Annotated in this window: 11 protein-coding genes, 1 tRNA gene and 2 pseudogenes; 3 read left to right on the forward strand and 11 right to left on the reverse strand. The window is 71.9% G+C overall.

Annotated features, from left to right (window positions below; translation table 11 throughout):
* Position 1 precedes the first annotated feature (1 nt).
* Positions 2–1,048 (forward strand): annotated as a pseudogene (locus tag QE359_RS16435) (HAD family acid phosphatase); the annotation flags it as partial.
* A 193-nt stretch (positions 1,049–1,241) separates the two neighbouring features.
* On the forward strand, positions 1,242–1,367 hold the full coding sequence (locus QE359_RS16440) for an HAD family acid phosphatase (protein WP_309780452.1): 126 nt from the start codon (positions 1,242–1,244) through the stop codon (positions 1,365–1,367).
* A 116-nt stretch (positions 1,368–1,483) separates the two neighbouring features.
* On the opposite strand, the gene QE359_RS16445 is transcribed toward QE359_RS16440, so the two are convergent.
* From QE359_RS16445 to QE359_RS16485, 9 genes and pseudogenes are all read right to left on the reverse strand, one after another.
* Positions 1,484–1,556 (reverse strand) — tRNA-Thr (locus QE359_RS16445).
* 44 nt (positions 1,557–1,600) lie between these two features.
* Positions 1,601–2,245, reverse strand: coding sequence for a TetR/AcrR family transcriptional regulator (locus QE359_RS16450; protein ID WP_071295960.1), 645 nt, complete (start codon positions 2,243–2,245; stop codon positions 1,601–1,603).
* 134 nt (positions 2,246–2,379) lie between these two features.
* Positions 2,380–3,522, reverse strand: a complete 1,143-nt coding sequence (locus QE359_RS16455; protein WP_071302639.1) for a DNA polymerase III subunit delta' — start codon at positions 3,520–3,522, stop codon at positions 2,380–2,382.
* A gap of 153 nt (positions 3,523–3,675) precedes the next feature.
* Positions 3,676–4,185: pseudogene (gene tmk / locus QE359_RS16460) on the reverse strand (dTMP kinase); the annotation flags it as partial.
* Positions 4,182–6,974, reverse strand: coding sequence for a type I DNA topoisomerase (gene topA, locus QE359_RS16465; RefSeq protein WP_309780453.1), 2,793 nt, complete (start codon positions 6,972–6,974; stop codon positions 4,182–4,184). The gene topA and the pseudogene tmk, both read right to left, overlap by 4 nt.
* A gap of 440 nt (positions 6,975–7,414) precedes the next feature.
* Complete coding sequence (locus tag QE359_RS16470) at positions 7,415–7,720, reverse strand: TadE family type IV pilus minor pilin (RefSeq protein WP_309779978.1); 306 nt, start codon at positions 7,718–7,720, stop codon at positions 7,415–7,417.
* 49 nt (positions 7,721–7,769) lie between these two features.
* Entirely contained in the window at positions 7,770–7,976 is a 207-nt protein-coding gene (locus tag QE359_RS16475; protein ID WP_071295957.1) for a DUF4244 domain-containing protein, read from the reverse strand.
* Positions 7,977–8,069: 93 nt separating this feature from the next.
* On the reverse strand, positions 8,070–8,906 hold the full coding sequence (locus QE359_RS16480; protein ID WP_309779979.1) for a hypothetical protein: 837 nt from the start codon (positions 8,904–8,906) through the stop codon (positions 8,070–8,072).
* Between the two features lie 8 nt (positions 8,907–8,914).
* Entirely contained in the window at positions 8,915–9,913 is a 999-nt protein-coding gene (locus tag QE359_RS16485; protein ID WP_092386415.1) for a TadA family conjugal transfer-associated ATPase, read from the reverse strand.
* A 604-nt stretch (positions 9,914–10,517) separates the two neighbouring features.
* On the opposite strand from QE359_RS16485, the gene acs reads away from it, so the two are divergent.
* A complete protein-coding gene (gene acs / locus QE359_RS16490; RefSeq protein ID WP_309779980.1) occupies positions 10,518–12,506 on the forward strand; it encodes an acetate--CoA ligase in 1,989 nt (662 codons plus the stop codon).
* 78 nt (positions 12,507–12,584) lie between these two features.
* On the opposite strand, the gene QE359_RS16495 is transcribed toward acs, so the two are convergent.
* On the reverse strand, positions 12,585–13,046 hold the full coding sequence (locus QE359_RS16495) for a RidA family protein (RefSeq protein ID WP_309779981.1): 462 nt from the start codon (positions 13,044–13,046) through the stop codon (positions 12,585–12,587).
* The gene (locus QE359_RS16500) at positions 13,043–13,201 is read right to left on the reverse strand and encodes a hypothetical protein (RefSeq protein ID WP_022907077.1); all 159 of its coding nucleotides are present in this window, start codon (positions 13,199–13,201) and stop codon (positions 13,043–13,045) included. The genes QE359_RS16495 and QE359_RS16500 overlap by 4 nt, the downstream gene beginning before the upstream one ends.
* Positions 13,202–13,205 lie beyond the last annotated feature (4 nt).

Below are 13,205 nucleotides of genomic sequence, written 5' to 3' on the forward strand. Positions count from 1 at the left end.
GATGCGGTCCATCGTCGACCGGCAGAGCGCCCAGCTGCAGCGCATCCACGACGCCGCGGTCCGTCGCGGCGAGAAGCCCGCGATCGTCCTCGACGCCGACGACACGACGCTGTGGACCTACGACATGGAGGTCGCGGACATGCACTTCGTGTTCGACCCGGCTCGCCAGGACGAGTGGGTGCAGGACGAGCGCTTCCCCGCGACGCCGTCGATGGTCGGCTTCGTGAACCGGGCGCAGTCGCTCGGGTTCACGGTCTTCGGACTCACCGGTCGGAACGACGACCAGAAGGCCGCCACCGTCCAGAACCTGTCGAAGGTCGGCTACACCGCGTTCACCCAGGACCGCTTCTTCACGAAGTGGACCGGAGTCGGGACGTCCCAGCAGCCGTCGTACATCACCTGCGCCACGGCGAAGTGCACGACCGTCGAGTACAAGGCGCTCACGCGGAAGCACATCGAGCAGGACCTCGGCTACGACATCACGCTCAACGTCGGTGACCAGTGGAGCGACCTGCAGGGCGGGTACGCCGACCGCGCGGTGAAGTTGCCGAACCCGACCTACTACCTGCCCTCGGCCGACCTGCACGGCGTGTCCGAGCCGCGCCTGACGCCCCGCACGCACTTCACCATGGCCGCCGACGGCTCCTCCGGCGCGACCCAGAGCGGCGAGGGCATCCCGAACATCGACTCCGTGAAGTCGACCATCGCGACGTACTACGGCGACCCCGGCACCGGCCTCGCCAACCGCACCGACTCGCCGTACATCCGCGAGATGCGCTCCATCGTCCGGAAGCAGGCTCCCGTCGTCGCCGCCCAGTGCGCCGTCGGCCGGAAGCTCCACCGCAACCCCGCCATCGTGCTCGACGCCGACGACACCACTCTGTGGACCTACGACATGGAGGTCGCCGACATGCACTTCGTGTTCGATCCCGCCCGCCAGGACGAGTGGGTGCAGGACGAGCGCTTCCCCGCCACCCCGTCGATGACCTCGCTCGTGTCGATCGCCCAGCGCTCCGGCTGCACGATCATCGGGCTCACCGGACGCAACGACGACCAGAAGACCGCCACGATCGAGAACCTGCAGAAGGTCGGGTACCCGCAGTTCGCGGCGACGCAGGCGCGGCACGCAGACGTACTACACGAAGTGGACCGGCGTCGGGGCCTCGCAGCAGCCGTCGTACATCACCTGCGCCACGGCGAAGTGCACCACCGTCGAGTACAAGTCGCAGACCCGTGCGCACATCGAGTCGCGCTCGGGTGGGCGGTACGACGTGGTGGCGAACTTCGGCGACCAGTACAGCGACCTGCTCGGCGGGTCGGCGGACCGGAGCGTGAAGCTGCCGAACCCGACGTACTACCTGCCCTGAGGCCGGGCCGGGCGCGCAGGCGCTCGGCCCGACCCGGCGCCCGGCGCCCGGCGCCCGGCGCGCGGCGCGCGAAGCAGAAAGCCCCGGTCAGACACTGTCTGACCGGGGCTTCTCGGAGCCGCCTGTCGGAATCGAACCGACGACCTATTCATTACGAGTGAATCGCTCTGCCGACTGAGCTAAGGCGGCGGACGCTCCGTTGCCGGAGCGGCACGGGACACGACTATACAGGTTCAGACGAGCGAACGCGAAACGAGCGCGTCGAGGTCGGCGAACGACCGTTCGAGCTCGTCGACGAGGTGGGTGTCCGACCCCGCGTCCGACCACTCCCACCACGCGTGCCGCAGCGCAGCCAACGCCACGAGGGACGCCAGCCGCGCCCGCCGACGCCGCTCCGGGGTCTCTCCGGAGGCGTCCGGAGCTCCGTCCGCGGCCGCCGCGAAGCGCGCCACGATGGCCCCCTCGATCGCCGCCTGGAACTCCTTCATCGACTCCATCCGCCGACTGAAGAGCTCCGGCGCGGCGCGGAGCACCTGCTGCCGCTCCTCGATCAGCCCACGCTCCTCGATGAGTTCGCGCGTCGAGTGCACGAGCAACGCCCCGAGGTCGGCGAGCAGGTCCCCCGTCGGCCCACCGGCCACGAAGTCCGCGAGGGTGTCGTCGTCCGGCAGTGTCGGATCGTCGCCGAGGATCGCGCCTTCCTTGTTCGGGAAGTAGTTGAAGAACGTGCGCGGCGACACGTCTGCCCGCCGCGAGATCTCGTCGACCGTCACAGCCGCGAGCCCTTCCTCGATCGCGATGCGGAGCGCGGCCTGCTGGATCGCGAGTCGGGTGGCGCGGCGCTTCCGCTCGCGCAGGCCGGGTTCTGCGTCGGACATGCGGTGATTGTCCCATGCGCGGGGGCGCGGGCGGATGGGGAACGTCACAGGGTGTGGTTCCGGACGGCCTGGAGGCGCGGTGCGAGCGCGTCCTGCGTCGCACCTCGGGCAGGTGGTCCCGCCCAGGGCGCGGGTCAGCGGCGCGCGCGAGCGATGGTGACGAGCAGCGCCTCGAGCGCGAGGAGGGCCGCCACGTTCGCGGCGATGCGCTGCCGAGCGAGCGCGATGGCGTCGAGCACCTCGAGCGCAGCGGCCGGGGTCACCGACTGCAGCGCGTGGTCGAGCTGTTCCCGCATCGCGAGGTTCACCGGTTCCGCCGGCGCCCCGAGCCCGAGCAGCAACAGGTCACGGTACAGCGACGAGACGTCCACGAGGATCCGGTCCAGCCCGTCCCGGAGGCTCCGCGTCGCCCGACGCTTCTGGTCTTCCTCGAGCAGGCGCAGCTGCGAACGGAGCGCCGGCGGGATCGTGCCGCCGGGCTCGATGCCGAGCGAGCGCATCGCGGCGTCACGTTCTTCGGCGTCGCGCTGCTGCGTGATCGCCTTCGCGTCCTCGTCGGCGACGGCGAGCAGGTCGGCGGCGGCCATCACGGCGTCTCCGACGGTCCGGACGCCGAGCACCGTGCTGAGCGTGCGGCGTCGACGGTCGCGGGCGTCCTCGCTGGTGGCGAGACGCTGTGCCATGCCGATGTGGCTCTGCGCCTGGCGTGCGGCGTCCATCGCGAGGACGCGGTCCACACCGGTCCGGGCGACGAGCAGGTCTGCGACGGACTCGATGCCCGGCACGCGGAGGCGGACCGACCGCACGCGCGACCGGATCGTCGGCAGCAGGTCGGCCTCGCTCGGGGCGCAGAGGATCCACACGGTGCGCTCCGGCGGTTCCTCGAGCGCCTTGAGGAGCAGGTTCGACGTGCGTTCCGTCATGCGGTCCGCGTCCTCGATGATCACCACGCGGTACCGGCCGACGGAGGGCGAGTAGTGCGACGACGTGACGAGCTGCCGGATCTCGTCGATGGTGATGATGACCCGCTGCGTGGTCAGGACCGAGACGTCCGGGTGGGTCTTCGCGGTGATCTGCTGGAGCGTGTGGTCGTCGTCCGGACCGTTCCCGACGAGTGCGGCGGCGAAGGCGGACGCGACGTTCGACCGGCCGGAGCCGGGAGGCCCGGTGATCAGCCACGAGTGCGTCATGCCACCGGTGCCGTCGGGCGACTCGGCCGCGTTGCGGAGCGACGCGACCGCTTCCTCTTGCCCTGTCAGGCCGTCCCACACGCTCACGGGATCATCCTGCCAGCCGCCACCGTCATCCTTCGACGATCCCGACCATTGGAGCGACCGCGGCACGGATCGCGCGCTGGACGTCCGCGGCCGGGGCGCGGACGCGTCCACGACGAGGAAGCGCTCGGGCTCGGCGGCGGCCATGTCGAGGAACGCCTGGCGGACCGTCTCGTGGAACGTCTCGGCCTCGGACTCGAGTCGGTCGAAGGTGTCGCCGCGCGCCGCGGCCACCCGCGCACGCCCGGCGGTGACGTCGAGGTCGAGCAGGATCGTGCGGTCCGGCGTGAGCCCGTCCGACGCCCAGTCCGACACCGAACGGATGTGCTCGGCGCCGAGGCCGCGCGCGACCCCCTGGTACGCGACCGAGGAGTCGATGTACCGGTCCTGCAGCACCACGTCGCCGCGAGCGATGGCAGGGCGGACGAGGGTCTCGACGTGGTGCGCGCGATCGGCCGCGTAGAGCAGGGCCTCGGCCCGAGGTGCGACGTGGCCGCGCTCGTGCAGGACGATCTCGCGGATCCGCGTGCCGAGGTCGGTGCCGCCCGGCTCACGGGTGCGCACCACGGTCCGGCCGTGCTCCTCGAGCCAGGCCGTCAGCAGCTCCGCCTGGGTCGTCTTGCCCGCGCCGTCGCCGCCCTCGAGCGTGATGAACCGGCCGGTCACTTCTTCTTGGCCGCCGGCTTCCGCGCCGGTGCCTTCTTCTTCACCGGTCCCTTGGCCCGCTTGTCCGCGATGAGCTGCACGGCGCGGGCGTGGTCGACCGCCTCGACGTCCTCACCGCGCGGGATCGTCGCGTTGGTCTCGCCGTCCGTGACGTACGGACCGAACCGGCCGTCCTTCATCTTGATCGGCTTGCCGGAGACCGGGTCGGCATCGAACTCCTTGAGCGCTGCGCTCGCCGAGCTGCGGCCGCCGTACTTGGGCTGGGCGAAGAGCTCGAGCGCACCGGGGAGGTCGATGTCGAAGATCGCGTCCTCGCCCGGCAGGGTCCGGGTGTCCGTGCCCTTCTTGAGGTACGGACCGTACCGGCCGTTCTGCGCGGTGATGTCGTCGCCGGACTCGGGGTCCTTGCCGACGACCCGCGGCAGGTCGAGCAGCTTCAGCGCCGTCTCGAGGTCGACCGTCTGCGGGTCCATCGACTTGAAGAGGGAGGCCGTGCGCTCCTTGGGCGCCGCGGGCTTCTTCGTGGTCTTCTTCGCCGGTGCCTTCTTCGCAGCCCCCTTCGCGGTGGTCTTCGCTGCGGGCTCCGCCTCGGCGGCGGCCGGCGTGGCCTGCGCGTCGAGCACCTCGCCCGTCGCGGCGTCGACCGCGGGTTCCGGCTCCGGGGTGCGCTCGGTCACGTACGGACCGAACCGGCCGTCCTTCGCGAGCACCTCTTTCCCGGTCTCGGGGTTGATGCCGACGACGCGGTCACCGAGCACCGGGGCGTCCACGAGCTCGCGGGCCTTCTCGGCGGTGAGCTCGTCGGGAGCGAGGTCCTCGGGCACGTTGACGCGACGGGGCTTCTCGGGGTCGTCGCTCGGCACCTCGATGTAGGGGCCGTAGCGACCGATGCGGAGGGTCAGCCCCGGCGCCAGTTCGACGGAGTTGATCTCGCGCGCATCGATCTCGCCGAGGTTGTCGATGACCGTGCGGAGCCCGCGCTGGTCACCACCACCGAAGTAGAACTCCTTGAGCCAGTCGACCCGGTCGGCGTCGCCGTTCGCGATCCGGTCGAGGTCGGCTTCCATGTCGGCCGTGAACTGGTACTGCACGAGGTCACCGAAGTACTCCTCGAGCAGCCGGACCACGCTGAACGCGATCCAGTTCGGCACGAGCTGGGTCCCGCGCAGCGAGACGTAGCCGCGGTCGATGATCGTCGGGCTGATCGTCGGGAAGGTCGACGGGCGACCGATGTCGAGGTCTTCGAGCGTCTTGATGAGGCTCGCCTCGGTGTAGCGCGGCGGCGGGGTGGTGTCGTGCCCCTTCGCGACGACGTCGTCGACGGCGAGGTGCTCGCCTTCCTTGACGTCCGGCAGCGCCACGTCGTTGCCCGAGCGGTCCGAGGACTCGTGGCGGTCCTCGTCCTTGCCCTCTTCGTAGGCGTTGAGGAACCCGCGGAAGGTGATGACCGTGCCGGACGCCGTGAACTCGGCGTCGGTGCCGTTCGCCGTGGCCGGGATGCCCTCGACGGACTCCTCGGAGGAGATTCCGAGCACGATCGACGCCGTGGAGCCCTTGGCGTCCGCCATCTGCGACGCGATGGTGCGCTTCCAGATGAGGTCGTAGAGGCGCCACTCGACACCGGTCAACGTCCCCTCGAGCTGCGACGGGGTGCGGAAGGTGTCGCCGGCGGGGCGGATCGCCTCGTGCGCTTCCTGCGCGTTCTTGCTCTTGCTCGCGTAGACGCGCGGCTTGTCCGGCACGGTCGCGGCGCCGTAGAGGTCTGCTGCCTGCTTGCGAGCGGCGTCGAGCGCCTGCTTCGACAGGTTGACCGAGTCCGTACGGATGTAGGTGATGTAGCCGTTCTCGTACAGCGTCTGCGCCGCACGGGCGGTCTGTCTCGGCGAGAGGCGGAGCTTGCGCGCTGCTTCCTGCTGCATGGTCGACGTCGTGAACGGCGCTGCCGGGCGGCGCGTGTAGGGCTTCGACTCGACGCTGCGGACGGTGGCGTCACCGGCACGCTCGAGCACGGTGGTGAGCGCGGCCGCGGCGGCTTCGTCGAGGCGGACGGCCTCGCCCTTCAGGGCACCGCGGTCGTCGAAGTCACGACCGGAGGCGACGCGGGTCCCCTGGACCCGCGCGAGTCGAGCGGTGAAGGCGGCGTCGCCCTCCTTCTCGAAGCGCGCGCTGAGGTCCCAGTAGTTGGCGGACACGAACGCGAGGCGTTCGCGCTCACGGTCGACTACGAGACGCGTGGCAGCGGACTGCACGCGACCGGCCGAGAGCCCCGGCCCGATCTTGCGCCAGAGCACGGGCGAGACCTCGTACCCGTAGAGACGGTCGAGGATGCGGCGGGTCTCCTGCGCGTCGACGAGCGCGGTGTCGAGCTCACGGGTGGCTTCCTGCGCGCGCTGGATCGCCTCCTTCGTGATCTCGTGGAAGACCATGCGCTTGACCGGCACCTTGGGCTTGAGGACCTGCAGCAGGTGCCACGCGATGGCCTCGCCTTCGCGGTCCTCATCAGTTGCGAGGTAGAGCTCGTCGGCTTCCTTGAGCGCACGCTTCAGCTCGGAGACGGTCTTCTTCTTCGCGTCCGAGACGACGTAGTAGGGCTCGAAGCCGTTGTCGACGTCCACCGAGAACTTGCCGAGCGAGCCCTTCTTGAGCTCCGCCGGCAGGTTCTTGGGCTCGACGAGGTCCCGGATGTGTCCGACGGACGCCTGGACCTCGTATCCGTCACCGAGGTATTGCGCGATCGTCTTGGCCTTCGCGGGGCTCTCGACGATGACGAGCTTCTTCGTGCCTGGCACGTGTCTCCTTGATCGATGGTGCGCGTCGGCCCTGGACGACGAGCGCGTCCGGGTCGACCGGGGCACCGATGACCGGGGGCCGACAGGCACACCATACACATAGTGTTCGGGCTGGTCGTCCGCCGGACCGGCGACTGCGACTGCGCCCACGGCGAACGGTCCGCCGCCGACCACGACCCGGACCCGGGCGGCGGAGGCAGCCGTGCCGCAGGTGTCGAGGGCTGCCTGGTTCCGCGCTGCCACGCGCGTCGCGGCGGCGCAGGGTTCGCCCGGGACGAGCCCGACGAGGGCCGCCGCGGCGGCGAGCGCCGAGGCGTCGGCAGCAGCCTGGGCGCGGATCGTGGCCACGCGCAGTCCGGCTCCGGCGAGCGCCGCCGTCAGGACGACGAGGACGACGCCGACGACCGCCGAGAGGAGGACCGTGGCGGACCCGCGCTCGTTCACCGTCCGTCCTCCGCAGCGCAGCCGGTGGCACGGAGCGGGACGGCCTCGAACGGCCCCGCGGCCCCTCGTGCTGCCCGGACGCAGACGACGCCGCCGTCGCGGTGCACCGTCATGCCGGCCCCGGGTGCGAGGTGCTCGAGGGCTGCGCGCCCGGCGTCGTCGTCCCCGCGACCGAACGCTCGCGCCGCCGTGGCCGCCGCGAGCTGGAGGCGACCGAGACCGTCGACGACGAGCACCGCGGCGACGAGCGAGGTCAGGACGAGGGCCACGACGGGGAGCACGACCGCGAACTCGACGCTCACGGTGCCGCGCTCCCCGTCCGCCGCCGGGCGCGGGTCAGCCGTGCGCGGGTCAGAGGGACAGGGCACCACGGACGAGTTCCGTGAGGATGCTCTGCACTTCTCCGGAGCGCATCACGGCGACGAGGACCCCGGCGAACGCGACGGCGGCGAGGATCACCACCGCGTACTCGGCCGTCGCCGATCCACGGTCGTCGTCGAGTCGTCGCCGGAGTCGGGCGCCGAGGGGCTGGCGGTGCGTGCTGGGTGAGTCGGTCATGTGACTGTCCTTCCTGATGCGATGCGATGCGATGCGACCAGCCTCGCCGCGGGCCGCCCTCGGCACGGGACCGGTCACCGGATCTGTGGAGGATCACCCGACGTCGACGACGGTGGAGGAGAGGACGCCGACCACCACCGGGACGACCCCGACGAGGACGAACGCGGGGAGGACGCACACGCCGAGCGGCAGGACGAGCCGGACCGCGAGCCGTTCCGCGGCGGCGAGGCCCGCGGCAGCGACGTCGTCGCGGACGTCCTCGGCAGCCGCGCGGAGGAGCGACGCCGCCGGGACCCCGGCACGCTGCGCGAGTGCGAGGACCTCCCGGAGGTGTTCGCCGTCCGCAGCACGGCACGGTCGGTCGGCGAAGGCGGTCCGCACGGCCGCTCCCCCGTCCGCCCACGACCCACCACCCGACACCGCGACCGCCCACGCGTCGAGCAGCACGCCCGGCAGGTGCCCGTCGGGCGTCACCGCACAGACGAGGCGCGCGGTCCACGCCCGCCCCAGCACGACGAGCACGGTGGAGAGGACGACGCAGGTCCAGCCGACCGGCGACGCCACGAGCACCTGGACGGCACCCGATCCCCAGGTCGACCCGAGCGCGATGCCGAGCAGCGGCAGCGCGAGCACCACCCGGGCGCTCGCTCGTGGACCGGCGAGTGCCACGAGGACGGCGCGGTCCGATGCCGCCGACCGCCGGAGCGCTCCGGCGAGTGCGCGGACGGTACCCGCCGACGGCGCCCCGGTGTGTTCGGCGACGCGGAGCACGGCGGCGACGTCCTGCCACGCGGGACCGGCGTCCTGCGGGAAGCCGCCCACCAGTGCCCACGCCCGGGTGGGCGGGACGCCGGCGGCGACGAGCGTCGCGACCCGGTCCAGCGTCCGGGCCGCCGCCGCTGGGTCGAGGGCCGCGTGCGGTGAGCGCACCGACCGTCTCACCGCGACCGGTCCACCGGACGGACCACGAGCCTCCCGTCCGGCCCGACACGGAACGCACCCACCGCGCCCAACCGCCGCCGACCCGCGTGCCGCTCGACGTGCACCACCAGGTCGAGCGCACTGACCGCCTGTCGGGCGAGCGCCTCCGGCCCGAGCCCGGCGAGCGCACCGAGCGCCTCGAGCCGCGCCGCCACGTCGGCGATCCCGTTGGCGTGCACCGTCCCCGCTCCCCCGTCGTGCCCGGTGTTCAGGGCGGAGAGGAGCTCGCGGACCTCGGCGCCCCGGCACTCCCCGACGACGATGCGGTCTGGCCGCATGCGGAGCGCTTCGCGGACGAGCCGGTCGAGGCCGAGCGCACCGGCGCCCTCGGCGTTCGCCTGCCGGGCCTCGAGCGTGACGACGTGCGGGTGGTCGATCCGGAGTTCGGCGACGTCCTCGACGGTGACGATCCGCTCGTCGGGCGGGACGGCCGCCAGCATCGCGGCGAGCATGGTGGTCTTGCCGCTCCCGGTCGCGCCGGTGACGAGCACGTTGCGGCGCTCGTCGACCGCTCGCTCGAGGACCGACCGAGGGACGCGCGCGAACGCTCCGAGCGCCTCGAGCGACTGCAGGGTCGGCCGGGTCGGCGCGGGCAGTCGGATCGAGACCGCGGTCCCGCCGACGGAGACGGGTGCGAGCACGACGTGCACGCGGATGCCGTCGCCGTGGCGGACGTCGACGCAGGGCGTGGTCTCGTCGACGTGCCGCCCGCCCCGTGCCACGAGTTCGGTCGCGAGTTCCCGCACCCGCCGCTCGGGCAGCTCGGGGCCGGCGCGTTCGAGCCCGCGCCCCCGGTCGACCCACGTCCCGCGGCCGCCGACCACGAGCACGTCGGTGACGCCCGCGTCGCCGACGAGCGCGGCGAGCTCCTCGAACTCGGCGGCGACGACGTCCCGACTCCGGATCGGTCGCGTGGCGCCGGGCAGGAACGGGGCGTCGGCACGGTGTCGGTGCATGCGACCAGAGAGTAGGGAGCGGCCGTCGCCGCTCGGAGGTCCACTCCACCTCCTGTGGAGAGCTGCCCGCTCGGCGAGCAACGGACCGTTTTGTACCCCGGCACGCAATGCCGTACCCCAGTCGGTGTCCCAGTGCTGGAACGCCTGGACACCACCACCCGCCCAGCGGTACCGAGTTCGATTGTGCAACACGTGTCGAACAACCCACAGCGCGGTTCGATGCAGGAGCATGGACAGGTCTGTCCACGCTTCGGCTTGCCCGCGCGGATCGACGCGTGTCGCCGACCCCGAGCGCGGTCGACCGTGGCACGAACCGGCCCGGAAACGAGAAGAGGCGGCACCGGTTGGGGGGAACAGGTGCCGCCTTGACATCGGTGGATTGGGGGGAATCCGAACCGTTGCCGCCGGAAACGAGTCCAGCGGGAACTACTGTACCCCATGATCGGCCTCCGGAAGCAACCCCCGGATCGACTTCTCGGCGTGCCGCGCTGCACGCCCAGAGCGAACAGGACCGCCACGGCCGCACGCGCCCCCGCCGACCCGCGCCCATGCCGAGGGGTAGTCTCCGACTGCACCCCTGCCGCAACGACGCGAAAGGACATCGATGTCCGCTCCGACCCAGACCGACCCCCGCAACGACGGAGCCCCCGGCAGCCCGGACACCCCGGACGCCGGCCGAGACGCCACGTTCCCCCCGTCGCCGGAGTTCGTCGCCGACGCCGTCGCGCACGAGGACCTGCACGAGGCCGCCTCCGCCGACCGCGAGGCGTTCTGGGCGGACCAGTCCCGCGCGCTCCTCGACTGGCGGACGCCGTTCACCCAGACCCTCGACTGGTCCGGAGCCCCGTTCGCGAAGTGGTTCGCCGACGGCACGCTCAACGTCGCCGAGAACTGCCTCGACCGGCACGTCCGCGCGGGCAACGGCGACCGGGTGGCGATCCACTTCGAGGGCGCTCCCGGGGACACCCGACGCATCACCTACGCCGAGCTGACCGCCGACGTGCAGCGCGCCGCGAACATGCTCACCGACCTCGGCGTCGGGCGGGGCGACCGCGTCGTCGTCTACCTCCCCCTCATCCCCGAGGCCGTCGTCACGATGCTCGCCGTCGCCCGCATCGGCGCCGTGCACTCGGTCGTGTTCGGTGGCTTCAGCGCCGAGAGCCTCCGCGCCCGCATCGAGGACGCCGGCGCGAAGCTCGTCGTCACGGCCGACGGCGGCTGGCGCCGTGGCGCGGTCTCAGCACTCAAGCCCGCGGTCGACGAGGCACTCGAGGGCGAGGGCACCGACAGCGTCGAGCACGTCCTCGTCGTCAAGCGCGGCGGCAACGACATCGCCTGGAGCGAGCGCGACCTCTGGTGGCACGACGAACTGGCGAAGGCGGACCCCACCCACGAGGCGCAGGCCTTCCCCGCCGAGACACCCCTCTTCATCCTCTACACCTCCGGCACGACCGGGAAGCCGAAGGGCATCGTGCACACCTCCGGCGGGTACCTGACCCAGGCGGCGTACACGCACAAGAACGTGTTCGACATGCACCCGGAGAAGGACGTCTACTGGTGCACCGCCGACATCGGCTGGATCACCGGGCACTCCTACGTCGTCTACGGCCCCCTCGCGAACGGCGTCACGCAGGTGCTCTACGAGGGCACCCCGGACGAGCCGAAGCCCGGCCGCTGGTGGGACATCGTCGACGCGTACGGCGTCACGGTCCTCTACACCGCGCCGACCGCGGTCCGCGCCGCGATGAAGGCCGGCCGCGCGGTCCCGGAGGCCCGCAGCCTCGAGACGCTCCGCCTGCTCGGCAGCGTCGGCGAACCGATCAACCCCGAGGCCTGGAACTGGTACCGCCAGGTCATCGGCCACGACCGCACGCCCATCGTCGACACGTGGTGGCAGACCGAGACCGGCGCGATCATGATCTCCGCGCTGCCCGGCGTCACGAAGCTCAAGCCCGGAGCCGCCCAGACACCGTTGCCCGGCATCGTCGCCGAGATCGTCGACGACGACGGCCACCGCGCCGACCCCGGCGAGAGCGGCTACCTCACCATCACCGAGCCGTGGCCGTCGATGGCGCGCGGCATCTGGGGCGACCCGGACCGCTTCGTCGAGACCTACTGGTCACGCTTCCCCGGTCGGTACTTCGCGGGCGACGGCGCCCGACTCGACGGCCAGGGCGACATCTGGATCCAGGGTCGGGTCGACGACGTCATGAACGTGTCGGGACACCGCCTGTCGACGGCCGAGATCGAGTCGGCCCTCGTCGGGCACGAGGGCGTGGCCGAGGCCGCGGTCGTCGGTGCCGCCGACGAGACGACCGGGCAGGCGGTCGTCGCCTACGTCATCCTCACCTCGGAAGCGGCGGCCGATGTCGACCGCGAGTCCGCCGCCGCGGAGCTCCGGAACTGGGTGGGCAAGCGGATCGGCGCCATCGCGAAGCCCCGGCAGGTGGTGATCGTGCCCGAGCTGCCGAAGACACGCTCCGGCAAGATCATGCGTCGCCTGCTCCGCGACGCGGCCGAGGGCCGTCGCATCGGCGACACGACCACGCTGGCCGACCCGACGATCATGGCGACCATCTCGGAACTCATGTAGCAGGAACGACGCGAGCCGCGCCTCCTGTCCGTTCGGACTGGAGGCGCGGCTCGCGTGACGTGCGCTGCTGACGGTCCGTCAGTCGGTGAGCTCCACCACCAGCTCCACCTCGACCGGCGCGTCAAGCGGGAGCACGGCGACGCCCACCGCGCTCCGCGCGTGGACGCCGGCATCACCGAACACGTCGCCGACGAGCGTCGATGCGCCGTTCGCGACACCCGGCTGCCCGGTGAAGGACGCGTCGGACGCGACGAACACCGTGACCTTGACGATCCGGGCGACCCGTTCGAGCGAACCGGCGACCGACTCGACGGCGGCGAGGGCGTTGAGTGCCGCCACCCGCGCCTGGGCGGTGGCGGTCTCGGCGTCGACCGTGCCGCCCACCTTGCCGGTGACCGGCAGCGAACCGTCCACGAACGGCAGCTGACCGGCCGTGTAGACGTACCGGCCGGTGACGACGGCGGGCACGTAGGCCGCGACGGGGGCCGCGACCGCCGGCAGGGTCAGCCCGAGCTCGGCGAGCCGGTCCGCGATGGTCATGCGTCGGCCTTCGGGCGCTTCAGGTAGGCGACGAGTCCGCCCTCGGGGCCGGTGACGACCTGGACGAGTTCCCACCCCTCGTCACCGAAGTTGTTGAGGATGGCGGTGGTGTTGTGGATGATCAACGGGGTCGTGAGGTATTCCCAGCGAGTCATGGAG

The sequence above is a fragment of the Curtobacterium sp. SORGH_AS_0776 genome (assembly GCF_031453355.1).
Lineage (GTDB): Bacteria > Actinomycetota > Actinomycetes > Actinomycetales > Microbacteriaceae > Curtobacterium.

Bases quoted from the DNA above. Each gene is read 5' to 3' on its own strand.
- QE359_RS16485 (WP_092386415.1), bottom strand. From the start codon at position 9,913: ATGCACCGACACCGTGCCGACGCCCCGTTCCTGCCCGGCGCCACGCGA.
- QE359_RS16475 (WP_071295957.1), bottom strand. From the start codon at position 7,976: ATGACCGACTCACCCAGCACGCACCGCCAGCCCCTCGGCGCCCGACTC.
- QE359_RS16450 (WP_071295960.1), bottom strand. From the start codon at position 2,245: ATGTCCGACGCAGAACCCGGCCTGCGCGAGCGGAAGCGCCGCGCCACC.
- QE359_RS16500 (WP_022907077.1), bottom strand. From the start codon at position 13,201: ATGACTCGCTGGGAATACCTCACGACCCCGTTGATCATCCACAACACC.
- acs (WP_309779980.1), top strand. From the start codon at position 10,518: ATGTCCGCTCCGACCCAGACCGACCCCCGCAACGACGGAGCCCCCGGC.
- QE359_RS16495 (WP_309779981.1), bottom strand. From the start codon at position 13,046: ATGACCATCGCGGACCGGCTCGCCGAGCTCGGGCTGACCCTGCCGGCG.